23 protein-coding genes and 1 pseudogene are annotated in these 25,972 nt (G+C 62.3%); 13 read left to right on the plus strand and 11 right to left on the minus strand.

Annotated features, from left to right (window positions below):
- Positions 1-125: 125 nt before the first annotated feature.
- From EAG14_RS11520 to EAG14_RS11545, 6 genes are all read right to left on the minus strand, one after another.
- The gene (locus EAG14_RS11520) at positions 126-563 is read right to left on the minus strand and encodes a universal stress protein (RefSeq protein WP_099655287.1); all 438 of its coding nucleotides are present in this window, start codon (positions 561-563) and stop codon (positions 126-128) included.
- Between the two features lie 129 nt (positions 564-692).
- Entirely contained in the window at positions 693-1,463 is a 771-nt protein-coding gene (locus EAG14_RS11525) for a 2OG-Fe dioxygenase family protein (protein ID WP_121728928.1), read from the minus strand.
- Positions 1,464-1,620: 157 nt separating this feature from the next.
- Entirely contained in the window at positions 1,621-4,230 is a 2,610-nt protein-coding gene (gene alaS / locus EAG14_RS11530; RefSeq protein WP_099655285.1) for an alanine--tRNA ligase, read from the minus strand.
- A gap of 79 nt (positions 4,231-4,309) precedes the next feature.
- Positions 4,310-5,197, minus strand: a complete 888-nt coding sequence (locus EAG14_RS11535; protein ID WP_162995975.1) for an ABC transporter substrate-binding protein — start codon at positions 5,195-5,197, stop codon at positions 4,310-4,312.
- A gap of 373 nt (positions 5,198-5,570) precedes the next feature.
- Positions 5,571-7,232, minus strand: coding sequence for a sensor histidine kinase (locus tag EAG14_RS11540; RefSeq protein ID WP_205603376.1), 1,662 nt, complete (start codon positions 7,230-7,232; stop codon positions 5,571-5,573).
- Positions 7,165-7,941, minus strand: a complete 777-nt coding sequence (locus EAG14_RS11545; RefSeq protein ID WP_121728931.1) for a response regulator transcription factor — start codon at positions 7,939-7,941, stop codon at positions 7,165-7,167. Before EAG14_RS11545 ends, EAG14_RS11540 begins: the two co-directional genes overlap by 68 nt.
- Positions 7,942-8,265: 324 nt before the next feature.
- On the opposite strand from EAG14_RS11545, the gene EAG14_RS11550 reads away from it, so the two are divergent.
- Positions 8,266-9,630, plus strand: coding sequence for a CitMHS family transporter (locus EAG14_RS11550; RefSeq protein WP_099655282.1), 1,365 nt, complete (start codon positions 8,266-8,268; stop codon positions 9,628-9,630).
- A gap of 80 nt (positions 9,631-9,710) precedes the next feature.
- Here EAG14_RS11550 and EAG14_RS11555 read toward each other — a convergent pair whose 3' ends face one another.
- Positions 9,711-11,129 carry a PLP-dependent aminotransferase family protein gene (locus tag EAG14_RS11555; protein ID WP_099655281.1) on the minus strand — a complete coding sequence of 473 codons (1,419 nt, stop codon included), beginning with the start codon at positions 11,127-11,129 and terminating at the stop codon, positions 9,711-9,713.
- A 208-nt stretch (positions 11,130-11,337) separates the two neighbouring features.
- Here EAG14_RS11555 and gabT point away from each other — a divergent pair.
- The 6 genes and pseudogenes from gabT (at position 11,338) to EAG14_RS11585 (ending at position 18,848) form a co-directional block, all read left to right on the plus strand.
- A pseudogene (gene gabT / locus EAG14_RS11560) lies at positions 11,338-12,629 on the plus strand (4-aminobutyrate--2-oxoglutarate transaminase).
- Positions 12,630-12,661: 32 nt separating this feature from the next.
- Complete coding sequence (locus EAG14_RS11565; protein ID WP_121728932.1) at positions 12,662-13,759, plus strand: ABC transporter ATP-binding protein; 1,098 nt, start codon at positions 12,662-12,664, stop codon at positions 13,757-13,759.
- 67 nt (positions 13,760-13,826) lie between these two features.
- Entirely contained in the window at positions 13,827-14,858 is a 1,032-nt protein-coding gene (locus EAG14_RS11570; protein ID WP_121728933.1) for an ABC transporter substrate-binding protein, read from the plus strand.
- A gap of 106 nt (positions 14,859-14,964) precedes the next feature.
- Positions 14,965-16,227 (plus strand): ABC transporter permease, encoded by a 1,263-nt coding sequence (locus EAG14_RS11575; RefSeq protein WP_121728934.1) that lies wholly within the window; start codon positions 14,965-14,967, stop codon positions 16,225-16,227.
- A 42-nt stretch (positions 16,228-16,269) separates the two neighbouring features.
- Positions 16,270-17,088: an ABC transporter permease gene (locus EAG14_RS11580; protein ID WP_121728935.1), complete on the plus strand. Its 819-nt coding sequence runs from the start codon at positions 16,270-16,272 to the stop codon at positions 17,086-17,088.
- Between the two features lie 269 nt (positions 17,089-17,357).
- Entirely contained in the window at positions 17,358-18,848 is a 1,491-nt protein-coding gene (locus EAG14_RS11585; protein ID WP_121728936.1) for an NAD-dependent succinate-semialdehyde dehydrogenase, read from the plus strand.
- Positions 18,849-19,223: 375 nt separating this feature from the next.
- On the opposite strand, the gene EAG14_RS11590 is transcribed toward EAG14_RS11585, so the two are convergent.
- Complete coding sequence (locus EAG14_RS11590; RefSeq protein ID WP_121728937.1) at positions 19,224-19,679, minus strand: hypothetical protein; 456 nt, start codon at positions 19,677-19,679, stop codon at positions 19,224-19,226.
- Between the two features lie 527 nt (positions 19,680-20,206).
- Here EAG14_RS11590 and EAG14_RS22800 point away from each other — a divergent pair.
- Complete coding sequence (locus EAG14_RS22800) at positions 20,207-20,611, plus strand: hypothetical protein (RefSeq protein ID WP_162995976.1); 405 nt, start codon at positions 20,207-20,209, stop codon at positions 20,609-20,611.
- 156 nt (positions 20,612-20,767) lie between these two features.
- On the opposite strand, the gene EAG14_RS11595 is transcribed toward EAG14_RS22800, so the two are convergent.
- Positions 20,768-21,433 carry an SOS response-associated peptidase gene (locus tag EAG14_RS11595; protein ID WP_121728938.1) on the minus strand — a complete coding sequence of 222 codons (666 nt, stop codon included), beginning with the start codon at positions 21,431-21,433 and terminating at the stop codon, positions 20,768-20,770.
- A gap of 381 nt (positions 21,434-21,814) precedes the next feature.
- On the opposite strand from EAG14_RS11595, the gene EAG14_RS11605 reads away from it, so the two are divergent.
- The 3 genes from EAG14_RS11605 (at position 21,815) to EAG14_RS11610 (ending at position 23,689) form a co-directional block, all read left to right on the plus strand.
- Positions 21,815-22,018 carry a hypothetical protein gene (locus tag EAG14_RS11605; protein WP_121728940.1) on the plus strand — a complete coding sequence of 68 codons (204 nt, stop codon included), beginning with the start codon at positions 21,815-21,817 and terminating at the stop codon, positions 22,016-22,018.
- 151 nt (positions 22,019-22,169) lie between these two features.
- A complete protein-coding gene (locus tag EAG14_RS22805; protein ID WP_162995977.1) occupies positions 22,170-22,790 on the plus strand; it encodes a hypothetical protein in 621 nt (206 codons plus the stop codon).
- 179 nt (positions 22,791-22,969) lie between these two features.
- Positions 22,970-23,689 (plus strand): DNA/RNA non-specific endonuclease, encoded by a 720-nt coding sequence (locus EAG14_RS11610; RefSeq protein ID WP_371414419.1) that lies wholly within the window; start codon positions 22,970-22,972, stop codon positions 23,687-23,689.
- Positions 23,690-23,747: 58 nt separating this feature from the next.
- On the opposite strand, the gene EAG14_RS22810 is transcribed toward EAG14_RS11610, so the two are convergent.
- Positions 23,748-24,773 carry a hypothetical protein gene (locus tag EAG14_RS22810; protein WP_162995978.1) on the minus strand — a complete coding sequence of 342 codons (1,026 nt, stop codon included), beginning with the start codon at positions 24,771-24,773 and terminating at the stop codon, positions 23,748-23,750.
- Between the two features lie 258 nt (positions 24,774-25,031).
- On the opposite strand from EAG14_RS22810, the gene EAG14_RS11615 reads away from it, so the two are divergent.
- Both EAG14_RS11615 and EAG14_RS11620 read left to right on the plus strand, forming a co-directional pair.
- Positions 25,032-25,241 carry a hypothetical protein gene (locus EAG14_RS11615; RefSeq protein ID WP_121728941.1) on the plus strand — a complete coding sequence of 70 codons (210 nt, stop codon included), beginning with the start codon at positions 25,032-25,034 and terminating at the stop codon, positions 25,239-25,241.
- Positions 25,242-25,282: 41 nt separating this feature from the next.
- A complete protein-coding gene (locus EAG14_RS11620; RefSeq protein ID WP_162995979.1) occupies positions 25,283-25,537 on the plus strand; it encodes a hypothetical protein in 255 nt (84 codons plus the stop codon).
- Between the two features lie 2 nt (positions 25,538-25,539).
- On the opposite strand, the gene EAG14_RS11625 is transcribed toward EAG14_RS11620, so the two are convergent.
- The gene (locus tag EAG14_RS11625) at positions 25,540-25,830 is read right to left on the minus strand and encodes a hypothetical protein (protein ID WP_121728943.1); all 291 of its coding nucleotides are present in this window, start codon (positions 25,828-25,830) and stop codon (positions 25,540-25,542) included.
- Positions 25,831-25,972 lie beyond the last annotated feature (142 nt).

Here is a 25,972-nt window from a genome sequence, read left to right on the forward strand (position 1 = left end):
TGGGAGAGTGCGTGCTCTACGATCTGTGGGATGCGCAAGATATGAAATGAAAAATGGCTCCACTCAGGAGCCATTTTGTTTTTCAGCGCATGTTGAGCATGCGCGGCAAGGGGCGGATTGACGGGTCAGTCGCGCACTACCAGCACAGGCACATGCACCAGGCCCAGCACGCGCTGGGTCACGCTGCCCAGCACCAGCTTTTCCAGCCCACGGCGGCCATGCGAGCCCATCACGATCAGGTCGGCGCCGGTGCTTTCCAGCGCACGCACGATGCCTTCGTGCACGGCATGGCCCTCGCCCACCACGGTGGTCACGTTCACGCCCGCTTCGGTCATGGCCTTGCGGGCGGCGTCCAGTGCGGTGTTGGCCTCGGCCGTGGCAGCACTCAGGTACTGCGCTTGCCCGTAAGCAAAATCAGCCCCCACGCCGGTGAAGGGATAGGGGTCCACCACATACAACGCCGTCACCACGCTGCCAAAGGTCTTGGCCAAAGCCGTGGCCTTGGACACAGCCAGCAGGGAAGTAGCCGAGCCGTCGATGGGAACCAGAATGTGCTTGAACATGGTATTGCTCCTAGGGTGATAGAAATCAGGCGGTGGCCCGAATACAAGCCACAGTGTGAACTGGCACCATACCCTGCATCTTGATTCGCATCAAATTTCGCAGCGAATGGCTGTGCACACCACATCCATTCATTGCGGTGCGTCCACCACATCCGCGCCCTGGAAGTTGCCACGGCGGCAGGTGATGACCAAGGTGTCGCGGTAGGCACCATCGGCCAGGGGCTGGATGGGCGTGCTCTCGTGGATCATGCGGGCATCGTCCAGCAACATCAGCGACCAGGGCTGGGTCAATGTAAAGCGCACACCGCTCGGGCCCGTAGCCTCAAACACGCGGGTCTCACCGCCTTTGACGGCATGCCGGTCCACCAGAAAAACCGCCACCAGGTCCACGCCGTCGCGGTGCGCGCCCTCGGGCGTGGGACGGCCAATGCCGTCGGTGGTGTCGATGCGGAACTGGTGCGCCTCCAGAAACCAGGGCTCGGCGGCGGGCGTGGCGGCAAACACGGTGTCCGATACGCCAGCCAGGGCCTGCAGCAGCTTGTTCCACACCGGGGCAGCCACGGTGGGGGGCAGCATGGGGGCAAACAGCCGCTGCATGCCGCCATGCAGCGCGTTGTATTCCACCGGCTGCCAGTGCGGGCGATGGGGGGCTTGCTGCACCGCACCGTGCTCCACCACAAAACAGGCGTGGCGGCGGCGGCGATAGCGCCCACCGTCTTTCAAAAAGTCGTCTGGGGGCAGACCCTGCCAGTCGGGGTTGAGTGCCAGCAGCTCGTGCATATCGCACCCCACCCACGCCGCCACATCGGCCGGGGCCAGCACCGCATAACCGGCGCTGCGCAATTGTTCTGAAACCTGTGAAGGGCGGGTGAACGGCGGGGGGAAGGTGACTTGGGTCATAGAGCGCAAGAGCTTAACTGCAGCGCCACGCCGCTGCGAGGTTGCGTCGCAGAAGACGCACTGCCGACGAGGTAGATCAAAGAAAAAAGCCGCACCCGGTGCACCGGATGCGGCTTTGGAGAGCCCTTGAAGAAGCCCTTGGGCGAGCGCAGAACGCTTAGACGCGCTCAGCCACCCAGCCCTGCACCGATGCCAAGGCAGCAGGCACCTTGCTGGCGTCTGTACCGCCCGCCATGGCCATGTCAGGCTTGCCGCCGCCCTTGCCGCCCACTTGTTGGGCCACAAAGTTCACCAGCTCACCGGCCTTCACTTTGCCAATGCTGTCGGCGGTCACACCTGCAGCCAGTTGCACCTTGTCGCCGTCCACGGCGGCCAGCACGATGGCGGCAGTCTTGAGCTTGTCCTTGAGCTTGTCCATGGTGTCGCGCAGGGTCTTCGCGTCTGCGCCGGGCAGCACGGCCGCCAAGACCTTCAGACCCTTGATGTCCACAGCCTGGGTCAGCAGCTCATCGCCCTGGGCAGAAGCCAGCTTGCCCTTGAGGGCGGCCACTTCTTTTTCCAGCGTGCGGGCGTTTTCCAGCGCCTGGGCAATGCGGGCGTTCAGCTCGGCAACAGGCGACTTGAGGGCGCCAGCGGCTTGGTTCACCGTGTCTTCCAGGGTTTGCAGGTAGGCCAGCGCATTGGCGCCGGTCACGGCTTCGATGCGGCGCACGCCTGCGGCCACACCACCTTCGGCCACCACCTTGAACAGGCCAATATCGCCCGTGCGCTGCACGTGCGTGCCGCCGCACAGCTCGCGGCTGGTGCCAATGTCGAGCACGCGCACGGTCTCGCCGTACTTCTCGCCAAACAGCATCATGGCGCCGGTCTTCTGGGCCGACTCGATGTCCATCACGCGGGCATCGGTGGCCGTGTTGGCCAGGATTTCCTCGTTCACGCGGCGCTCGATCTCGCGGATCTCGGCATCGCTCACGGCGGCGTTGTGTGCAAAGTCAAAACGTGTGCGGTCGGCATTGACCAGGCTGCCCTTTTGCTGCACATGGCTGCCCAGCACTTCGCGCAGGGCCTTGTGCATGATGTGGGTGACCGAGTGGTTGCGCATGGTGGCGGCGCGCACTGCGGTGTTGACCTGGGCCTGCACCGTGTCGCCCACATTCAGCGTGCCCTCTTCCAGCGTGCCATGGTGGCCAAACACATCGGCCTTCACTTTGAGCGTGTCGCCCACCGCAAAGCGCGCCGAGCCGCTGGTGATGACGCCCTCGTCACCCACCTGACCGCCGCTTTCGGCGTAGAAAGGCGTCGCGTCGAGCACTACCACACCGTTCTGGCCCGCCTTCAGCGCAGCCGTGCTGGTGCCGTCCACGTAGATGGCCACGATCTTGGCCGTCTCGGCCAGGTGCTCGTAGCCAGTGAAGCGGTTGGCATCGCCGGTGTACTCCAGCGCCTTGTCCATCTTGAACTTGCCGGCAGCGCGGGCCTGGGCCTTTTGCTTTTCCATGGCGGTCTTGAAGCCCGCTTCGTCCACTTCCACGTCGCGCTCGCGGCACACGTCATTGGTCAAATCGAGCGGGAAGCCGTAGGTGTCGTGCAGCTTGAAGGCCACTTCGCCAGGCAGCACCTTGGCGCCACCGTCCAGCGCGGCGTCCAGGATTTCCATGCCGTTGGCCAAGGTCTCGAAGAAGCGCTCTTCTTCGGTTTTGAGCACATCGGTGATGCGCTGCTCTTGCTCACGCAGGGCGGGGTAGGCATCGCCCATCAGGCGGGCCAGGTCGGCCACCAGCTTGTGGAAGAACGGGGTCTTCTTGCCCAGCTTGTAGCCGTGGCGGATGGCGCGGCGCACGATGCGGCGCTGCACGTAGCCACGGCCTTCGTTGCTGGGGATCACGCCGTCGCTCACCAGGAAGGCGGTGGCGCGGATGTGGTCGGCAATCACGCGCAGGCTCTTGTTGTCCAGGTCGGTCACACCGGTCTCACGGCCAGCGGCCTTGATGAGCTGGTCGAAGATGTCGATTTCGTAGTTGCTGTGCACGTGCTGCAAGATGGCAGCCAGGCGCTCCAGGCCCATGCCGGTGTCCACGCAGGGTGCGGGCAGCGGCGTGACCGAGCCGTCTTCCTTCATGTCGAACTGCATGAACACGTTGTTCCAGATCTCGATGAAGCGGTCGCCGTCTTCGTCAGGGCTGCCCGGAGGGCCGCCGGGGATGTGGTCACCGTGGTCGTAGAAGATTTCGGAGCAAGGGCCGCAAGGGCCGGTGTCGGCCATCATCCAGAAGTTGTCGGACTTGTAGCGGCCGCCCTTGTTGTCGCCAATGCGGATCACGCGCTCGGGCGGCAGGCCGATTTCCTTGGTCCAGATGTCGTAGGCCTCGTCGTCTTCAAGGTACACCGTGGCCAGCAGGCGCTCGGGCGGCAGCTTGTAGACCTCGGTCAGCAGCTCCCAGGCCCACTTCAGCGATTCGCGCTTGAAGTAGTCGCCAAACGACCAGTTGCCCAGCATCTCAAAGAAGGTGTGGTGGCGGGCGGTGTAGCCCACGTTTTCCAGGTCGTTGTGCTTGCCACCCGCACGCAGGCAGGCTTGCACCGACACAGCGCGGTTGTACGGGCGCTTGTCGGAGCCCAAAAACACGTCCTTGAACTGCACCATGCCGGAGTTGGTGAACATCAGCGTGGGGTCGTTGCCAGGCACCAGCGACGACGATGCCACCACGGTGTGGCCGCGCTCGGCGAAGAAGTCGAGAAACTTGGCGCGGATTTCAGATACTTTCATCCGGGTCTTTCTACGCTGCCTCGGCATGCCGGGAGCGGTTGCGTCTAGGTTGGAAGAGGGGTCGAAACCCTCGATTATCTCACCGTTCGCCCGCCCCATGGCCTGCGCCAGGCACCCCCAGACTGGTCGCCCAGGCCTGCAAAAACCGCTGCCGCTTGAGGGGGTCCAGATAGACCAGCAAACCCAGTCCGGGGGACAAAAGCCGCCAGGCGCTGCCACTGGGCGCAGCCCCTTCCGCTGCAGGCAAGGGGCCGGGCTGGCCCGGCAAGGCCAGGGCACGGCCATCGCGCGCAGCGGCCACGGCCTGGCGCACGGGCAACAGCCGCGTGTCGCGTGCCAGCACGGCCTGCCCTTGGGGTGACAGCAGGTAGTCCAGAAACGGGCGGGCCAGCTCGGGGTGCCGGGCCGATGCAGGAATGAGCGCCACGCGGGTGGTGAGCAAGGTGTAGTCCTCGGGCACGATCACCCGCAGGCTGGACCCGCCTGCCATGCGCGCCAGGGCATAGGACGCAGGCACGTTGTAGACCAGCGCCAGCTCGCCCTGCTCCAGCCGGTCCAGCAGCGGCTCGATGTGGTCGCCCAGCCGCGCTCTGGCGGCCCCCATGGCCGCCAGCAACACGCTGGCGGTGCTGTCAAAACGCGAGTCTTGCGTAGCCAGCAGGTAGCCCAAGCCGCTGCGCAGCGCGTCGTAGGTGCCGATGCGCCCCTGCAGCGGGCTGCCGGGCTGGCGCAGCAAAGCCAGCAACTGCCCCCGGGTGCGCGGGGCCAGTGCGGGGTTCAACAGGCGCGGGTTGTAGGCCATGACCACGGCGTCGGCCCCCAGCGTGAATGCTTCACGCCGCCAGTGGGCGCCCTCGGGCAACTCGCGGGTTTGGGGCGACTGGTGCGACAAGGCATACCCGTCGTTGGCCAGCTGGGTCTGCAGGTCGGGGCTGCTGCTGATGAGCAGGTCGGGCGCCTCGGCCACATCCACCGCCGGGGCCGCCCCCTGGCCCCGGCCAGCGCCAGGGCGCGGGCGTGGATGTCCAGGCTTTGCCGGTCGGTGTATTGCACCGTGACGCTGGGATACAGGCGCTGAAAATCGCGGATGGCGGGGGCAAACAAGGCCGTGTCGGTGGAGCTGTCGATGCGCAGCACCGATGCCTCGCGGGCCGTGGCGGCAAAGCGGGTCATAACGGCCGGTGGGCTGATGGATGGCCCGGCAGTCTGCGCCCTGCCCGGCCCCCAGGCCGCTGCCAGCGCGGCAGCGGCGGCCGCCCGCAGAGCCTGCCGGCGGGTGGGCGATGCGGGCAATGTGGGCCATGCATGCGCCTGGGTCAATGGCGACAAGTCTTTCAAGGTCATTCCGCCCCCCGCGCATCCATCGCCGCAGGCTCTGGCGCCAAGCCCAGAGCCTTGCCCGTCGCCAAATCCACCGGCAAGGCCATGGCCACACGCCAGCCGCCCTCGGCGCGATGGCCTACATCCAAGCGCCCACCATGGCCTTGCACCACCCGCTGCACAATCGCCAGCCCCAGCCCAGCACCACCGGGGGCAGCCCCTGCGCCCCGGGCAAAACGCTCAAACAGGCGGGCCTGCTCAGCCTCGGGCACGCCGGGGCCGCAGTCTTCCACCACCACGCACCACTGGGGCTGGCCGCTAGCGGGGTCGGTCTGGCCTTGCACAGTCACATCCACCGGGCCGCGCTCGGGCTGGCCGTGCTTGAGGGCGTTGTCCACCACGTTCTTGAAGGCCTCGCGCAGCATGAGTGCATCGCCCTGCAGCACAGCAGCGGGGTGGCTTGCCAGAGACATTTCCATGATCATTTCGGCATCTAGCGCCCTATCTATAAGCGCTGGAAGCTCATTATTTGATAGCAAAACTTTCTCCTGCGACGCGCTGGAGCGCCACCACAGCCGCACCACAGGCCGGGGTTCGGCACGCGGCACCACGTCGTGCAGAGCCTCTTGCAGCAGCACCAGCAGGTCCACGGCCTCAAACCGCTGCAGGTGGCCCTGGTGGGTCACGCTGGCGTCTGAGAGCAACTGGTTGAGCAAGCGCCGCAGGCGCAGCGCATTGCGCTCCACCGCTTGCAGGCTTTGGCGCTGGGCGGCGGGGTCATCGTCGTCCAGGCCTTCTTGCGCCTGGGCGATGAGCGCGGCCAGCGGCGTGCGCATCTGGTGCGCGGCTTCGGCAATGAAGGTGCGCAAAGCGTCCAGGTTGACCGCCAAGCGCTGCATGAAGCCGTTGAGGGCCCGCACCGTCTGGGCCAGCTCTTGCGGCACGGGGCTGGCCATGGGGTGCAGGGCCGATGCCGGGCGCGCCAGCAGCTCTTGCTCCAGCAGCGCCAGGGGGCGCAGCGCCCGCCGCACGCCCAGCCACAGCAGGCAAAACACGCCCGCCATCAGCGCCACGATGGCCGCCGTGGCACGCCAGGCGATGTCTGCCGCCAGCGCATCGCGCGCCAGGCGCGTTTGGCCCACCTGCACCCACACCAGGCCAGAGCCCGCACCACCGGCGATGTAACGGGGCACCACGGCAAATCGCACCGATTCGCCCCGGTAGGCCTGGTCAAAAAACTGGGCTTGCGCGGGGCCTGCCTCCCGGGGCAAGCCTGCCGGGGGCGCGGGCAAATCGGCATAGCCCGTCAGGGTGCTGCCATCGGGCCCGGCAATGCGATAGAAGGCCCGGTCTTCCGGCGCCATGGCCAGCAAGTCAAGGGCGGCATAGGGCAAATCCACCTGCCACTGACCCTGGGCAAACGCCACGCTGTCGGCCATCGACAAGGCGGACGCCTTGAGCAAATGGTCGTAAGACCCATCGGCCGCCCGCTGGCCATAGCTGCGCGCCGCGCCAAACAACACCACCGTGGCCACCACAAACAGCGCGCAAATGGCGCGCAGCAGGGTGTGCCGCACGGCGGGCAGCGTGCGCACAGCAGCGGGTTGCAAAGCCTCAGGCACGATGCGGGGGCTGTTGAGGCGCCACTGCGCCATCGGCCGCAGCGTTATGAGCCGCATCATCGGCAGCAACGGAAGGGGCCGCTGCATCGGCCACAGCCTCTTGGGGCACCACATCGGCCCGGTAGCCCACGCTGCGCACGGTGGCAATGCGCAGGCCGCTGGCGACCAGCTTTTTGCGCAGGCGGCCCACGTACACCTCGATGGCGTTCAGCCCCACGTCTTCGTCAAAGTTGAACAAGCGGCTGGCAATGTCGTCCTTGCTGACCACGCGGCCCAGGCGCCCCACCAGGATTTCGAGCAGGCTGTATTCGCGGTGCGGCAGCTCCAGCTCGGCCCCCAGCAGGCTCACCCGGCGCGCTGCGCTGTCGATGACCAGGCCACCCACCTCCCAGCGCCCCGCCACCTGGCCCTGCGGGCGGCGCAGCAAGGCGCGGCAGCGGGCGTCCAGCTCCCTGAAATCAAAGGGCTTGTCCAGATAGTCGTCCGCGCCCTCGTCCAGCGCATTCACCCGGTCTTCGATGTCCGAGCGCGCGGTGAGCATCAGCACCGGGGTCTTATTGCCCTGCCTGCGCAGCTGGGCCAGCAGGCTCAGCCCGTCCATGCCCGGCAGGCCGATGTCCAGCAGCACCAGATCAAACGGCGTGTAGCCCAGCACCTCATAGGCCTTGCGCCCATCGCCCTGCCAGTCCACCGCATGGCCCTGGCGCCGCAAACGGCGCACCACGGCCTCGGCCAGATCGGGGTCGTCTTCTACCAGCAGGATGCGCATTTCAAACCTTTTTCCGCACGCAGATGCGGTTGCCATCACCAAAAACCAGCGACCGGCAGTCGACAAACCACCGGGTCAAAGCCCCGTATTGTTCCACGCACCGATGCGATGCAAGGGTTTACCCTATTAGTAAATACACGAAACCCCTGCACCACGACAGGCGCACGACAGAGTGGAAATCTAAGGTTCACCCCCTGTGGCGAGCACCGTTCATGCCCCGTGCATGCATGCCCGGCCACAGCACCAAAAAAGGGCGGAAAACCAGCCACAGCCCTCTTCTCGTTTTGAACGGAACCCCATGACACCCACTCGGAGACCCCTGCCATGCTGCTGACCTTGCTTGGATTCGGCATGGTGCTGACCTTCATGATTCTGATCATGACCCGGCGGCTTTCGCCCCTGGTGGCCTTGATCAGCATCCCCATCGTGTTTGCCATCATCGGCGGCTTTGCCCCCACCATGGGGGCCATGATGCTCGACGGCATCCGCAAGATCGCCCCCACGGGCGTGATGCTGATGTTCGCCATCCTGTACTTCGGCGTGATGATCCACGCGGGCCTGTTCGACCCGGTGGTGGGCGTCATCCTCAAGCTGGTCAAGGGCGATCCGCTCAAGATCGTGGTGGGCACAGCGGTGCTGGCACTGCTGATCTCGCTGGACGGCGATGGCTCGACCACGTACATGATCACCGTGGCCTCGATGCTGCCGCTGTACAAGCGGCTCAAGATGAACCCGCTGAGCCTCACCTGCGTGGCCGTGGTGGCCAGCGGCATCATGAACCTCACGCCCTGGGGCGGCCCCACCGCCCGCGCCGCCAGCGCACTGCATGTGGACCCGGCCGATGTCTTCGTGCCCATGGTTCCGGCCATGGGGCTGGCCATCGTGGCGCTGCTGGCTGTCTCCGTTTACCTGGGCCTGCGCGAGCGCCAGCGGCTGGGCACCGTCAGCCTGCCGCTGCAAAGCGACACCCGCGCCGCCATGGAGGCCGATGAAGAAGCCACCGGCGAGCACCTGCCCACGATCACCGGCCCGGAGAACGCCGACATGCGCCGCCCCCGCCTGCTGTGGGTGAACCTGGGCCTGACCACCGCGCTGATGGTGACGCTGGTCATGGGCCTGCTGCCCCTGCCCGTACTGTTCATGATGGGCTTTGCCGTGGCCATCGTCATCAACTACCCCGACGTGGCCGACCAGCGCAAGGTGGTGAGCGAATACGCGACCAACGCACTGGCCGTGGTGGCGCTGATTTTTGCAGCGGGCATCTTCACCGGCATCCTGTCGGGCACCGGCATGGTCGAGGCCATGTCGCGCGGGCTGCTGGCGGCCATTCCCAAGAGCATGGGGCCCTACATGCCCACCATCACGGCGCTCTTGAGCATGCCGCTCACGTTCTTCATGTCCAACGATGCGTTCTACTTTGGCGTGCTTCCCATCCTGAACGAAGCCGCACAGGCCTACGGCATCAGCCCCGTGGAAATGGCCCGCGCATCGCTGATCGGCCAGCCCGTGCACTTGCTCAGCCCACTGGTGCCATCGACCTACCTGCTGGTGTCTCTGGCCGGTGTGGACTTTGGCGACCACCAGCGCTTCAGCCTCAAATGGGCCACGGTGGTAAGCCTGGCGCTCATGGGGGCGTGCCTGCTGCTGGGGCTGTTCCCGCTCATGGGGCAACTTACTGCAACCCCTTGACGCGCTGAGCAGTCAAAAGAGGAAGGACATGGCCCAGGCGCAGGGCCATGTGGACCACACCCAGCACCCGCTGCGCCAGCCTACTGCGCAGCCTGGCGCGCGCGCACCATGCTCTGGTCCAGAAAGCTCCACAGCCGCTCGTCCAGGCTGAAGGCCACGTTAAAGCGCAACCAGCCCGTGGGGCGCGATTCGGTCAGGAAGAGCTGGCCCGGCCCGAGCATGATGCCCGCGCCCGTGGCCTCCTTCGACAGCTCGGCACTGTCGGGCAAATCGGGGTGGCGTGCCCACAGGTACATGCCCGCTTCGGGTTCATGGAACAGCTCAAAGCCCAGCCCGTCGAGCTTGCGGCCCACTTGCTGGTGCGCCTCGGCCAGCCGCTCGCGCAGCGACTTGAGGTGCTTGCGCCAGCGCCCATCGGTCACCACACCAAAGGTCAGGCGCTCGGTGATTTCTGACGAAGTCAGGCCCGACACCATCTTCAGCTGCACCAACTCGTCCAGCAAATCGCGCCGGGCCAACAAAAAGCCCGTGCGCAAATTGGGCGAAATGGTCTTGGAATAGCTGCCCACGTACACCACACGGTTGAGTTGGTCCAGGCTGGCCAGCGAGGGGCGCGAGGTCGGGTCCATGTCGGCGTAGATGTCGTTCTCTACCAGCATGAAGTCGTGCTGCTCTGCCAACTGCAGCAGGCGGTGCAGGTGCGCCATCGACGCCACCGAGCAGGTGGGGCTTTGCAGGCGCGGCTGCGTGAAGAAAGCCTTGGGCTTGTGCTCGGCCAGCAAGGCCTCCAGCGCCACCAGGTCGTAGCCCGAAGCCGTGCGCGGCACGCCCAGCGTGTGCGCGCCAGCAAAGCGCAGCATGAAGGTCAGGTTGGGGTAGCCGGGGTCGTCCACCAGCACCACATCACCAGGCTTGACCAGCTTGCGCGCCACCAGGTCCAGCGCCTGGCTGGAGCCCTGGGTCAGCATCACCTGGTCTGCGTCCACCGACAGGTGGTGCTCTGCCAGCGATTCGGCCACCACCATGCGCAGGGCCATGTGGCCGTGGGGCAGGCCGTAGCCGTCCAGCTCAGGGCCGTCGGAGGACAACTGGCGCATGCTGCGCCGCACCGCGTCGCCAAACAACCAGTCGTGCGGCAGCCAGCCGCAGCCGGGTTTGAGCGGCAGATTGCGGTTTTCAAAAATTTGTTTGAGGTACCAGCGCGCATCAAAACGGGGCACCGGGCGCTCCAGCCCGCCACCAGCCGGTGCAGCCCCCTCGTCCCCACGCCGCTTGACGAAAAACCCCGCATTGGCCCGCGACACCAGCCAGCCCTGGGCCACCAGCCGGTCGTAAGCCTCCACCACCGTGAACACACTGACGCCGTGCGACGCCGCAAACGCGCGGATGGAGGGAAGTTTGCTGCCCGGCTTGAGCACCTGGCCCACGATAAGGCCACGCAGCCCATCGACGATCTGGCTGACCAGAGGTGTCTGGAGGTCTGGGCTGAGAGTGAGCATCAAGCGATCAAAGAGAAGAGCCGACGAAAAAAGGGGGCGAATTGTGCACCGTGTTGGCGCACACCAAATCAGGGATTGCCTGTACAGCATTTTAGACCTGCACAGTCCGCGCCAATTTACGCTGCGGTGTACATGGACGGTGGGTGGCGCGGCTTTCAGAATTCACCCCATTCCCTCATCACCCACTTTTCACCAAGCCGCTGACACCATGCAACAAGACCGCCACTTCACCAACGCCGCCCTCCTCGCACGCCGCCATGCCGCTGTGGCCCGGGGCGTAGGCCAGGCCCACGAGATCTTTGTGCACAAGGCCCGCAACGCCGAGCTGTGGGACGTGGAGGGTCGCCGCTTCATCGACTTTGCGGGCGGGATTGCCGTGCTCAACACCGGGCACCTGCACACTGGCGTGATCGATGCGGTGAAAGCCCAGCTGGAGCTGTACACCCACACCTGCTTCCAGGTGGTGGCCTATGAGCCCTATGTGGAAGTGTGCGAGCGCCTGAACACGCTGGCCCCTGGCGCGTTTGCCAAGAAGAGCCTGCTGCTCACCACGGGCGCCGAGGCCGTGGAAAACGCCATCAAGATCGCCCGCTCGCACACCGGCCGCCCCGGCGTCATCGCCTTCACAGGCGGCTACCACGGCCGCACCAACTTCACGCTGGGCCTGACCGGCAAGGTCGCGCCCTACAAGCTGGGCTTTGGCCCCTTCCCGGGCGAGGTGTACCACGCACTGTTCCCCAACGCGCTGCACGGCGTGAGCGTGGAGCAGGCGCTGCACTCGGTGGAGCTGATCTTCAAGAACGACATCGAGCCCGAACGCGTGGCGGCCTTCATCGTCGAGCCCGTGCAGGGCGAAGGTGGCTTCTATGTGGCCCCCCCGAGTTCATCACCGGCCTCAAGGCGCTTGCAGACCGTTACGGCATCTTGCTGATTGCTGACGAAGTGCAAACCGGCGCAGGCCGCACGGGCACGTGGTTTGCTTGTGAGCAATGGCCTGTGGCCCCGGACCTGATCACCACCGCCAAATCGCTGGCAGGCGGCTTCCCGCTCTCGGGCGTGGTGGGCCGCGCCGACGTGATCGACGCACCTGCAGCTGGCGGCCTGGGCGGCACCTACGCCGGCAGCCCCGTGGCCTGCGCTGCAGCCCTGGCGGTGATCGAAGCCTTTGAAAAGGAACACCTGCTGGCCCGCAGCCAGGACATGGGCGCCCTGCTGGTGCGCAGCCTCAAGGACATGGCCGCCAAGGTGCCTGCCATTGGCGACGTGCGCGGCCTGGGCGCCATGGTGGCCATTGAACTGTTTGAAAACGGAGACCCGCACCGCCCCGACGCAGCCCTGACCAAGAAGGTCGTGACCGAAGCCGCCAAGCGTGGCCTCATCCTGCTGTCGTGCGGCACCTACGGCAACGTGATCCGTATCCTCGTGCCTCTGACGGCCTCTGACGAACTGCTCGCCGAAGGCCTGGCCATCCTGGCCGACAGCTTTGCCGCTGTGGGCTGACCCATCCCCCGTTTGAACGCATCCCCCTCACCATGACCCACGCAGAACCCCTCGTCCGCTTCAGCGGCGTGCAAAAAACCTACGACGGCGAACAGCTGGTGGTGCGCGCGCTGAACCTGGACATCCAGCGCGGCGAGTTCCTGAGCCTGCTGGGGCCTTCGGGCTCTGGCAAGACCACCACGCTGATGATGCTGGCGGGGTTTGAATCGCCCACCTCGGGCGACATCCTGCTCGGCGGCAAGCAGATCACCGGCACGCCGCCGCACAAGCGCAACTTTGGCATGGTGTTCCAAAACTACGCGCTGTTCCCCCACCTGACGGTGGGCGAGAACGTGGCCTACCCGCTGACGGTGCGCAAGGTGCCCAAGGCAGAGCAGGCCGAGCGCGTGAAGAAGGCACTGGACATGGTGCGCCTGTCGGGCATGGCCGACCGGCTGCCCACCCGCTTGTCGGGCGGCCAGCAGCAGCGCGTGGCCCTGGCCCGCGCCCTGGTCTTCAACCCCCAGCTGGTGCTGATGGACGAGCCCCTGGGCGCGCTCGACAAGCAACTGCGTGAGCACATGCAGATTGAGCTCAAAGAGCTGCACCGCCAGCTGGGCGTGACCTTTGTGTACGTGACGCACGACCAGGGTGAAGCCCTGACCATGAGCGACCGCGTGGCCGTGTTCAACGAGGGCATCATCCAGCAACTGGCCGATGTCGAGAGCCTGTACGAGACCCCCAGCAACCGCTTTGTGGCCGGCTTTGTGGGCGACAGCACCGTGCTCACCGGCACGCTGCAAAGCCAGGGCGCACAAGCCGGGCTGCAGCTGCCCAGCGGCCAGTGGCTGCAAGGCGTGAACGTGAACCAGGCCCCGCAAGGCGCAGCGGTGGAAGCCAGCATCCGCCCCGAGCGCATCGTGCTGCATCCACCCGGCGCCAGCACGGGCCCCAACACCGTGCCCGCCACCGTGGCACGCGCCATCTACTACGGCGACCACCTGCGGCTGATGTGCGACATCGGCCCCGGGCAGGCCCAAGCCACCGTCAAGCTGCCCCTGACCCGTGCCGATGCCAACCCGCATCCCCAGCCCGGCGAGCAGGTGCAGCTGGAGTTCCCCCCGGTCTCCACCCGCATCTATGCACTCTGACGAGCGCATGGTTTTTCCCCGTCTCCCGTTCCCTGTCCACCTCCTTCTATCTCAAGGAAAACGCACCATGAAAAAGAGCCTGATTGCCTGTGCCGCACTGGCCGCCTGCTTCGCCCTGCCCAGCCTGGCGCAGCAGCAGATCACCGTCGTGAACTTTGGTGGCGCCAACGCCAACGCACAGAAAAAGGCGTTCTACGAGCCCTACGAAAAGCAGGGCAACAAGATCGTGGCCGTGGAATACAACGGCGAGCAAGCCAAGGTCAAGGCCATGGTCGAGACCAAGAAGGTGACCTGGGACGTGGTGGAAGTCGAATCGCCCGACGCCGCACGCGGCTGCGACGAAGGCCTGTATGAAAAGCTGGACTACAGCAAAATCGTGCCCAAGGCCGACCTGCTGCCCGCTGCGGTGAACGAATGTGCCGTGGGCATCTTCGTTTGGTCCACCGTGATGGCCTACAACGGCGACAAGCTCAAGACCCCGCCCACCAGCTGGGCTGACTTTTGGGACACCAAGAAGATCCCAGGCAAGCGCGGCATGCGCAAGGGCGCCCGCTACAACCTCGAATTTGCCCTGCTGGCCGACGGCGTGAAGCCCGCCGACGTGTACAAGGTGCTGGCCACCAAGGAAGGTGCCGACCGCGCCTTCAAGAAGCTGACCGAACTCAAGCCCAACATCCAGTGGTGGGAGGCCGGCGCCCAGGCGCCCCAGTTCCTGGTCGCAGGCGATGTGGCGCTGACCACCGTGTTCAACGGCCGCATCGATGCAGCCAACCGCGAAGGCCGCAACCTCAAGATCTACTGGCCCGGCGGCATCTATGACCTGGACTACTGGGCCATCCCCAAGGGCACGCCCAACAAGGATGCCGCAGTGAAGTTCATCGCCTTCACGCTGCAGACCCCACAACAGGGCGCCTACGCACAGAACATCGCCTACGGCCCAGCCAACACCAAGGCCCTGGCCACGCTGGACAAGAAGGTGCTGGACGACCTGCCCACATCGACCGCCAACGCCAAAGAAGCCCTGCAGTTCAGCGTGGGCTTCTGGGCGGACCAAGGCGAGGCGCTGGAAAAGCGCTTTGCTGCTTGGGCCACGCAGTAAGGCACCCAGCCTGCGCCTGCTGAGATGAAGTCTTCGGCCACCACGGGCCGTTGAACCAGCGCAGCAGGCGCAGGCCCTGTTATCGGAACGCAGAGAGCAAGACACCATGCAAGCCACCCTGGCCTCCCCTCCCCTCAGTGCACCTTCTGGTGAAGCCCCGGGCGCCTTGCGCCAGGCCTTGGCCCGTGCAGAAGCTCGGCGCAAATGGCGCGCCTTTGCGCTGACACTGCCGCTGTTGGTGTTCCTGCTGCTCACGCTGCTGGTGCCCATCGTGGCCCTGCTGCAACGCGCCGTGGAAAACCCCGAGGTAGCCAACGCCCTGCCCGCCACCGTGCGCGCCCTGGACGGCTGGGACCGCAAGGAAGCCCCCGCAGCCAGTGCCTATGCCGCACTGATGGCAGACCTGGGCCACCTGCCCGACAGCTCGGACGCCGGGGCCCTGGCCCGCAGGCTCAACACCGATCTGCCCGGCGCACGCTCGCTCATCATGGGGGCCTACCGTGCCTTGCCGATGGAAGGCAGCCCCGACGCCATCCGTGCCCAGTTGATTGAAAAAGACGCCCGCTGGGCAGAAGCCCCGCTGTGGCAAGCCATTGCCAAAAACGGCGCCCGCTGGACGCCCGACTACCTGCTCGCCTCTGTCGACCTGCAGCGCGACGCGCAAGGCCAAGTCGAGCGCATGCCCGAAGAGCAACGTGCCTTTGGCGGCATCTTGCTGCGCACCTTCCACATCAGCCTGGTGGTCACCGTGATTTGCCTGCTACTGGCCTACCCGCTGGCCTGGTGGCTGGCCACGCTGCCTGCGCGCTCGGCCAATGTGCTGATGATTTTGGTGCTGGTGCCGTTCTGGACGTCCATCCTCGTGCGGGTGGCCGCCTGGATCGTGCTGCTGCAGTCTGAAGGCCTGGTCAACCGGGGACTGATGGGCCTGGGCGTCATCAACGAGCCCCTGGCACTGCTGTTCAACCGCACGGGCGTGGTCATTGCCATGGTGCACATCCTGCTGCCCTTCATGATTTTGCCGCTGTACAGCGTGATGAAAAGCGTGCCGCCCACCTACCTGCGTGCGGCCGTTTCGCTGGGCAGCTCGCCCATCGCCGCGTTCTTTCGCGTGTATGTGCCGCAAACCTACCCCGGCGTGGGTGCCGGTGCGCTGCTGGTTTTCATTTTGTCGATTGGCTACTACGTCACCCCGGCCCTGCTCGGCGGTGCTGACGACCAGATGCTGAGCTACTACATCGCCCGCTACACGAATGTGGAAATCAACTGGGGCATGGCCTGCGCACTGGGCGCGCTGCTGCTCACCGCCACGTTGGTGCTGTATGGCGTGTACCGCCGCATCGGCAAGGCCGAGCTAAGCCTAGGCTGAACGAGACCTGAGCAATACCCGCGCTGAATAAAGGCCCTGACCATGTTTCGCCTCCCCCAATTTCCCCTCTACGCTACCTGGCTCGACAAGCTCGGCTGGTGGGCCGTGCGCGCGCTGTGTGTGGCAGTGCTGGCCTATCTGCTGGCCCCTATCCTGGTAATGGTGCCGCTGTCGTTCTCCGAGAGTTCGTTCCTGGCCTACCCCATCCACGGCTGGTCGCTCAAGTGGTACCAGCACCTGTTCGAATCGCCCGAATGGGCCCGCGCCACGCGCAACAGCTTTATCGTGGCCCCGGCCGCTACGCTGATTGCCACAGTGCTGGGCACGCTGGCGGCCGTAGGCCTATCGCGGTCGGACTTCCGCTTCAAGGGCCTGATCATGGGCATCCTGATTGCGCCGATGGTGGTACCCATCATCGTGGTGGGCGTGGCCACCTACCTGTACTTTGCGCCTCTGGGCCTGGCCGACAGCTACTTTGGTCTCATCGTGGTGCACGCTGCCCTGGGGGCCCCTTTTGTGCTGACCACCGTGCTGGCCACGCTGGCGGGCTTCAACCACAACCTGGTGCGTGCCTCCCTGAGCCTGGGCGAGACGCCGTTCAACACCTTCTTTCGCATCACGCTGCCGGTGATTGCACCGGGCGTGATCTCTGGGGCGCTGTTCGCGTTTGCCACCTCGTTCGACGAAGTGGTGGTGACCCTGTTCCTGGCAGGTGCCGACCAATCCACCCTGCCGCGGCAAATGTTCAATGGCATCCGCGAAAACATCTCGCCCACCATTGCGGCCGTGGCCACGCTACTGATCCTGTTCACCACCGGCCTGCTGCTGGCGCTGGAGTGGCTGCGTGGGCGAAGGGCATGATGGCCCCCCTGAGTCGCTTCGCGCCTTCCCCCCGCTCTCGCATTGCTGCGCAATGCGGGCAGGGGGACGCAGCCAGCGCGGCGGGGCGGCCCTTGCGCGGCTGCCCTCGCCTGGGCCTCGCCAGTTGCATGCGCCATGAACGAACGCCGCACTCTTGAAACTGACCTGAAACCACGCCACCAACGCCACATTGCAAAGAGGCTCGGCGGCAACGCGCGCTAGCCTTTTCCCCAACCCCCTCCCATTTTTTCTTCACTCGGACGCATCCCATGGACATGAAGACATCCCCCCTTTCGCTGCTCAACGACCCCAGCCTGTTCAAGACCGACGCTTTGATCAACGGCCAGTGGCTGGCAGGCAGCAGCCGCTTTGATGTGAACGACCCCGCCACCGGCCTGAAGCTGGCCGATGTGGCCAACCTGGGCCCGCAAGACGCCGAGGCCGCCATTACCGCCGCCAACGCTGCCTGGGGCCCCTGGAAGACCAAGACCGCCAAGGAGCGCAGCGCCATCCTGCGCAAATGGTTTGACCTGCTCATGGCCCATCAGGACGACCTGGCCCGCATCATGACCGCCGAGCAAGGCAAGCCCTTTGCCGAAGCCAAGGGTGAAGTGGCCTACGGCGCCAGCTTTGTGGAGTGGTTTGCCGAAGAAGCCAAGCGCGTCAACGGCGAGACGCTGCCGCAGTTTGACAACAACCGGCGCCTGCTGGTCCTCAAGCAGCCCATTGGCGTGTGCGCAGCCATCACACCGTGGAACTTCCCGCTGGCCATGATCACCCGCAAAGTCGCGCCCGCGCTGGCCGCAGGCTGCCCCGTGGTTATCAAGCCCGCCGAGCTGACGCCCCTTACGGCGCTGGCAGCGGCCGAGCTGGCGATTCGTGCAGGCATCCCGGCGGGGGTACTCAACATCCTGAGCGCCGACAGTGCCAACTCGATTGCCATCGGCAAGGTGCTCTGCGCCAGCGACGTGGTGCGCCACATCAGCTTCACAGGCTCAACCGAAGTGGGCCGCATCCTGATGGCGCAGTCGGCCCCCACCGTCAAGAAAATGTCGCTGGAGCTGGGCGGCAATGCGCCCTTCATCGTGTTTGACGATGCAGACATCGACAGCGCCGTGGAAGGCGCCTTTGCCAGCAAATACCGCAATGCAGGCCAGACCTGCGTGTGCACCAACCGCTTCTACGTGCAAGAAGGCGTGTACGACCAGTTCGTGGCCAAGTTCGCCGCCAAGGTCAAAACTGCCAAGGTGGGCAACGGCTTTGAGGACGGCGTGAACCAGGGCCCATTGATCGAAGAAGCGGCGCTGGCTAAGGTGCAGCGCCATGTGGACGACGCATTGGCCAAGGGCGGCCAGGTGGTGGCCGGTGGCCAGCGCTTGACCCAGATGGGCTCGGGCCAGTTCTTTGAGCCCACCGTGGTGGCCAACGCCACGGCCGACATGCTGTGCGCCCGCGAGGAAACCTTTGGCCCCTTCGCCCCTGTCTTCCAATTCAAGACCGAGCAAGAAGCCATCGACGCCGCCAACGCCACCGAGTTTGGCCTGGCCAGCTACTTCTACAGCCGCGACGTGGGCCGCATCTTCCGTGTGGGCGAAGCGCTGGAATACGGCATGGTCGGCATCAACGTGGGCATTCTGGCCACGGAGCATGTGCCGTTTGGCGGCGTCAAGCAATCCGGCCTGGGCCGCGAGGGCTCGCACTACGGCATGGACGACTACGTGGAGATCAAGTACCTGTGCCTGGGCGACATCCAGAAATAAAGCCGGGGCGCGCAGCGCCTGCGGTGCCTGATCGGTAGGCGCCGCAGACATGCCTATAATGGCGGGCTGTGCGGGTGTAGTTCAATGGTAGTAACGCAGCTATCAATAAAAGCCAAATGAAACTGCGAAAAGCTACACCAAAAACTACACCACCTATCCAGCTGCTTATTCCGCTCAATCCTGCACGGTCACGCCACTTCGATCTGACCACTCTGCCAGCAGCGACTTCTGGTCACTGAAATCCGGTACCGACGCTCCTGTGGGGCAGAATTCGGCCAGGAGCAGCCGGTCAACTCAAATGAAAGCGGGCGCTCAACGCCTGAATTAAGCCGAGCCGCGAAGCGGCTTCGGCTTGAATGAATTGTTAGACCTGGCCTAGTAAACAACCAGATCTTGATTTGGAAGAGTGCCGCATGGCCAAAACCCGGCGATGTAAAGCGTCACCGCCTTGACCCAGAAGCCGGGCTGCTCAAGCAGTAGCTCGCGGCCTGCCATACGGGCGGCGAATTGAGCGCCGGCAAGCGCCGCTTGCGCGTAGTCATCCGGGCCCTCGATAAGCACCGGATATCTTTCGACCGATCGCTGCCCCGCCAGTACTGCTTTTGCAAGAGACAGCTCGACAGCCCGGCGCTTGGGTCCGAGACCGGCTGCTTCTAGTTGCTCTAGCTGCTTAAGGCCGTGAATAGGGTCCGGCTGGTCGCGACTGGTTGGTAGCCAATCCCAGTCAATCGCCAACTGGAGCCGTATGGCGCCCGGCTCACTGCGGAATTGGCCACACATCGAGAACAGCTGAGCTGATCGTAGTCCGTCTTCGAGTTCTGAGACAGTCATCTATAGCTTTACCAGCAAGAAAAGTTGAAGTCCTGCAAGGGCAGATTCCAAGCATGTGATCATGTTTCGTTTTGAATCTATGGCAGCTATTGGGGAATAGCGCCCACCGGCTGCTAAGGGCCCTGAGCCGTCGTTCAGAAGCGCCACCCGGAAGCTGCCTTTGATTTGTTGCAGCGGCCGTTGGAAATCTCGGTGTATACCTACGACAAGCCGCAGTTTGCTGGCTCAACGCTCGCGGGGATTCATGGAATTTTCATACCCGAATATCTGAATAGGCCATTCCTAGCAAGTTATTCTGCAAGCTGCCCACAGGAGAAATCAGTGTCCCGAATAGCCCGTGCCTCCAGTTTACTCCGCGGATTTTGCGGTCTAAATTACGTTATATGTAGGGCCCGCTGATATTTTCACCAGTGCTTCGACAGTGGTTGGAGTCAAACCAACTCCCAAGCTATGCAAGCCATCTAAAGAAATGCCGTCGCCTTCGGCGAGAACGCCCTGAAGTTGAGCGTTAGGCTTTGAGGAATCGTATGTCTATAAGCTTCTATGCGCTGCTTCCACCTAGCCAAAAGGCACTCTCCCTGGAACAAATTCAAGAAGCGGTAACCCGTCTATTGAGCACTCACGCAAAGCCAAGCTTTGAGTTTGAAGAGCCGCCATTTGGGGGTGAAATAAATCTTCTTGTGAAGGTTCCTGGGTGGTGGGTTAGATTTTTCATTGAGCATGATGAAGATGTGCTTTCCGATTCAGCCCACATTGCCGAAAGTACAGCAGGGGCGCCAAGCTGGGCAAAGAGCTGTGGTAAGCGTATGCGCGTTTTATTTGGGGAAGACCCCTCAAAAACATACACCAATGAAATTCTTTTTATCTCTGATTGGCTAATACAAGAAGTAAATGCAGCAGTTTATGTCCCGCAAGAAAAGTCTTTCTGGTAGGCATCATTCGCTCCGTCGTCCGCCTGACTTAAACATTGAGCGCCCGCTTTCATTTACGGAGACCGACTGCTTCTGGCCGCTTACGGCCCCTGGCTTAGGATAACCGCTGGGGGCATTGCGGCTGGCTGACCTGTCACCATCACTGGACTTCGCGCCCTATAGCGACACTGGGTCGGCATCAAACACTTCAACCGGGCTGAGCTTCAGGAGCCCTCTCGCGTCGTTCACTGTTCCCGCAAGCCACAAATCGCAGTCTTCAGCAGCCACGGGAATCACGCTGCGCTTGTCCTGCTGATCGGCGGCCAGCTTCGGATCAGGCTTGTGCATCCTACTCATGAGCGGGTGTGCGTCTGCATTGATCGTGAGCATCGTGTAGCTCTCGTGCACTTCGCCCGTGGTCTTATCCACCCATGTGTTCCACAGCCCGGCCAGGCCCCAGGGCCTGCCGTCGGCGCGCCGGAACCGCCACCACACGTTTTTGCCCGTCTCCCAGTTTGGCTCGTCGAAGTCGGCGGCCGGGATGATGCAGCGCTGCCCACGCGCCCAGGGCAGCTTGTAACTTGCCTTGTCGGCCATCTCTTCCGACCGGGCATTGTTCGTGGGGTACTTCAGCCTGGGCTCCTTGGCGAACCAAGGGATCAGCCCCCACTGCCCCACCACCAACTCCTTGCTGTAGCCGGTGTCGTCTTGTGCCCGGCGCAGAAACGGCCCCAGCCCTCGCGGGTACAGCACATCGTCCCACCAGCGCACGGGGTTCTGGCGGCCAATGGCCCATTCACGCTCGATATCGGCAACGTGCGGCGGTGTGTAGCGATTGCACATTCGGCCACTCTACCTTTCAGCACCCACAAAGCAAAAGCTGTATATTTAAACAGTGTTTTGCACGATCTACAGGCTCCGCACCCAGGGGCACAGAATCCACCCTGACCACATCCACGAAACCGCCGTGGATGGGTGGCTTTTTGTTGGCCGCGCGTTTCCAGGCGCACCGCCTGAGACATACGCATGGCTCAAGGCCCAGCCGTGCGTCAAGTATCCCAAGGGGCCAGACCTGATCCCAGAGTTGCGCCATGCCCGTGTCGAGAAGGTGGAGCGCGGCGGGATGATGCTCGCGGGCCTGGAGCATGACTACAGCGTTGGCCGATCCACCCGTCAGGCTTGGTGGGTTGTCCCCAAGGCTGCACCCACCCCTCAGGAATCCCCATGAACCACCCCACCCTGCTCCGCGTCCCCACCTGGTACGGCGGCCCACCGGATGAGCACATCCTGCCTCTGCCTGCCGACGCATACGAAACCGGACTGAGCGCCGAGCGCGGTTGGTGGCAGGTCATTGCCATCGAATCAGGGGAGCGGGTCTACCACGGCATCGGCCCTGTGCAGATCGTCACGTCGAGAGCGCCGTTCTAATCAACCACAACGATCAAATACGAAACAATCAAGTAACAATTGGGAAACAATATATCCACTGTGTTAAAAAGTTGAGGCAGTCACATTGACTGCTTTTAGCAAGTCATTTTTACAAATAAATCTGACATTTTTAACACTACTGAGGGCATCTATGAAATACGTAAAATGGATATTTAGCGCATTTTTAGCATTGGGTGTTTTTTCTGCTCAAGCGGCACAGCCTGCCGCTGATGAAACGGAAATCTATTACGATTCCTCAGTTTTTTATGAAAATCTAGCTAAAGCTGCATTACAAAGCTCAGAAATGAGTATTTGCGCGAATACGCCAATACCCTCTGGCTGGATCGTTTCTTTCATTGCCACTGGTTGTAGTGGGCTTGGTAAGTACACAATACGTCAGCTCGACACCTCCTATCTTGAGATGACAATGTGCGCGGTGCAACCCATCCCTGTGGGTTGGATCGTCTCTGCCGTACAGGGGACTTGCCAAGGGATTCCGCAGTATGTAATTCGCCCGGTGAACCCCAATTTTCTTGAAATGCAAATGTGCAACGTGCCATCTGCGCAAGTGCCTGCAGGGTGGGTCGTTAAGGATATTGCCCAGGGGTGCAATCTTGTCGGGTATGGTCGTTGGACTATTTCCCCTGCAAATCCCGGATTTATTGAAATGAGTGTGTGCGCTGTGGCGCAACTACCTCCAAAATGGGTTGTAGTCAGCACGGTGGCGGGATGCTATGGTGCTGGGCGCTGGACAATTAGATACGTTCCCTAATAAACCAATTGCAATCGCCCCATAGAATCTTAGCCAAGGGGCATTGCAATTGTCATTTCCAGGGGAGTCACGGGGGTCTTATTAATTCAAGTAAAATAGCATTTTAAAAATACTGCCAGCATACTTGCAGATTATCAACCGTGACCTTCTTGCGTTTTCGCCCAGCGCTTCTCACAGCGCTGGCGCTTCTCCTGGCCCCTGCGGCCCAGGCCCGTGGCCACTTCGACACGGCGCCTCTCACCGTTCCCCACCCCACCAGTTTTGCCCAGTGCCGCCAGTTCTTTGCTGACGGCCGCCCGCCCGTGGTGCCCCGGCGCCCCACCCTACGCGAGCTTTGCTATGAAGCGTTTGCAGTGCTGCACAGCGGCGAAACCAAGACCCCCATCTATGTCGCGGAGCGTCTGAATCGCAAGACCTTCGAAAACGCGCGGGTGAAGCGAAAGGACCGTTTTTTTGCTGATGCACGACTGCCCAGTGATGAGCGTGCTGAGCTTGAAGACTACAAAAACTCAGGGCTCAGCAAGGGGCACATGGCCCCAGCAGGAAATATGACGACCCCCACGGCCATGGCCCAGTCATTCAGCCTTGCCAACATGGTCCCCCAAGATCAATCGCACAACAGTGGCTCATGGGCAAAAATCGAGGACGACACACGCAAGTACGCGCTGCGCGCCAAGGGCGATGTCTACGTGATCACCGGCCCCGTGTTTGAACCTGGCGCGCCGACAGTGGGCGACGGCAGAGTGCGGGTGCCCCGCTATCTGTTCAAGCTTGTCTATGACGCCAGCACGGGCCGCAGCTGGGCCTACTGGCAGGAAAACCGTGAAGGGGAGCGTGTATCTGCCCCGATCAGCTATGCAGAGCTTGTCAAACGCACAGGAATCAACTTTCTTCCGTAGCTAGTGAAAAGCTCCACATAGCAAGCCCAGCAATCAATTTATGCGAATAGGTGTTTCATCAGTCTTCCCACACAACGCTAATATTCCGAAACTCAACTGACACGTCATTGAGGCACGCAGGAACACTTGTCGGGCATATAGCAAAGAAGTTCACACCGCTCGCACCATACGGATGAGCCGTCTTACCGTCATCCCAGTACGGGAAGTAGGTTTTGAGCCCGTTATAGCTCACATTACCTCTGGCCCCACCCACTCCAGGGATCGATACGCCAGAGGAGGCAAAATCAGCCGAGTAGGCAATATCGCCCTGCATGGTGGTGCTTGGATATACGGCTTGCGAGGGCAACTGGTTAGACACTCCATAATTTGACGTCTCAAAAAGCTGACCCAATCCATCTGTGCCCACAGTTGTTTTTGAGAAATACTCTCTAAAAACTCCTAGATTGCTGAAAAATATAAATCCACGTCCCAAATAGTACCCAGAACTATTGTTCTTGGATGCACTCATCTCAAGAATAACGCCAAAATGATCACCAGCCCCTTGGAATTTAAGAGGCTTAACATCAAATTTAACTCTTTGCGTTGACTTGTTAGTAGGCTTATCCGTACAATAAATTGGGAAGGAATCGCCGTAATTTTTTTTCGTCGATCCATCTGCGTAAGTAGCTACCGCCGCACGACGCCCGTCCACAATAGAGAATTTAATACTCGCGGGAATAGCCTCACAAACTCTGGCTAGCCGCCGCTCGGCGAATCCATTATACAAATAGTGCTTCATGGCAGCGCCATAGTTATTTCCAAAAGCACCTCTCAGGTCACCGTAACGGGCAAGATATTCTGTAGATGAAAATCCATTACTAGCTTGCCTACCCTCACATATCCCGTTGGTTCTCCAATGCTGCTTAATCGCAGCCTCATTACCGCCCAAAGCACCAATCAAGTCAGTGTTGTTGTGAGCATAAAATTTCCAATCAAAAACCTTTTCATCGTAAATGCTGTCACCCATGCTGGCGACATCGGACGAGCAATCCGCAAATGCAAAAGATGAAAAAAACGCAAATGACAAAATTACCAATTTCTTCACAGCGACTCCCTTAAGTTATTAGAGACTAGAACTATACGCGACGCTCTTTACGCCAATATTCAGTGGAGAACAAATTGTTGGCGCGCGTACACACATGCAAAGAGAACGGGCGGCAGACGCTGTCTTGCGCCAACCACTTCAATGTCAATGCAAGCGACAAGAAGTAACATCGACTCACAAATAAAAAGGAGTAGAAGTTTGTTTCTTGTATTCGGCCCCATTCGACTCCTGCGGGGACTTGTCGGTCTTGCATTTGCCATGCAATTGTTCGTCTTACTTCCGTCTCTGGGGTACTTGGCAACACCACAAGCAGAGATGTCCACATTTGCAAGCGTTTTCGCCTTGAAGCTTGCTGTGATTGCCGTACTAGGCTCGCTATTTTTTGGCCTGCGCCTTCTGCTGAACTGGATCCATGACAAGACCAAAGGTGGACCTCACCCTGCACTGGTCAAGCTCTGGGGGCTTTGAAACTTGAAGCAGCAGCAAGGCGCCTGCGACACAATCCATGCATGTCGAATCTCTACACACCCATGCTCCAGGCGCTGCAAGCGCACTGGAAAGCCAACGCAAACGCCTACCCCCAGAAATTTGTGCTCACTGATGCAGCGCTGGCAACGCTGAACCAAGTACGCAAACTTGTGAATGACACGCTTGTGACCCAACCTGCTCCCGGGTGGGAGAGCAAGTTCATGGGGGTGACGTTGGCGACCGGGCCCACGAACGTAATGGTTGGCGCAGACGGCACAGAAACGCCGCTGCAGTAGGTTCAGCGCAGGCGGCTCTCTGGCGGCAGTGTCACGATGCCCACGCCCGAACTTGGGCGCGGTGCGATCCAGTGCACCCACAGGCCTTTGGCCCAGGCCAGCGCACACACCACACTGACGAAGAACACGCCCCACTGCCCTGAGGACCAGGCCGCCCAGAACCAGAAGGGCTGGCTCAACAGGCCCACGATGCAAGCCCACCGCTGGGCTTGCTGGTTGCGAGATTGGGACAGCCAAACAGCCCCGGCGCCCAGGAGAGCGATTGCGGTCTGCGTGATCTGGTTGAAGTCCATATGCAAATAATACTGTGTTTTTAACCAGTTAAAACCACTTTTGTGCCGCTTCAAACATGGAACCTAGGCGCCATCGCTCACGTTCACGCGAGGAGCTATCCCCCGGCAAAAGCACAAGCTTCCACTCCTCAAATACAAAAAA

The organism is Acidovorax sp. 1608163 (genome assembly GCF_003669015.1).
In the GTDB taxonomy this organism is placed as follows: Bacteria; Pseudomonadota; Gammaproteobacteria; order Burkholderiales; family Burkholderiaceae_C; genus Acidovorax.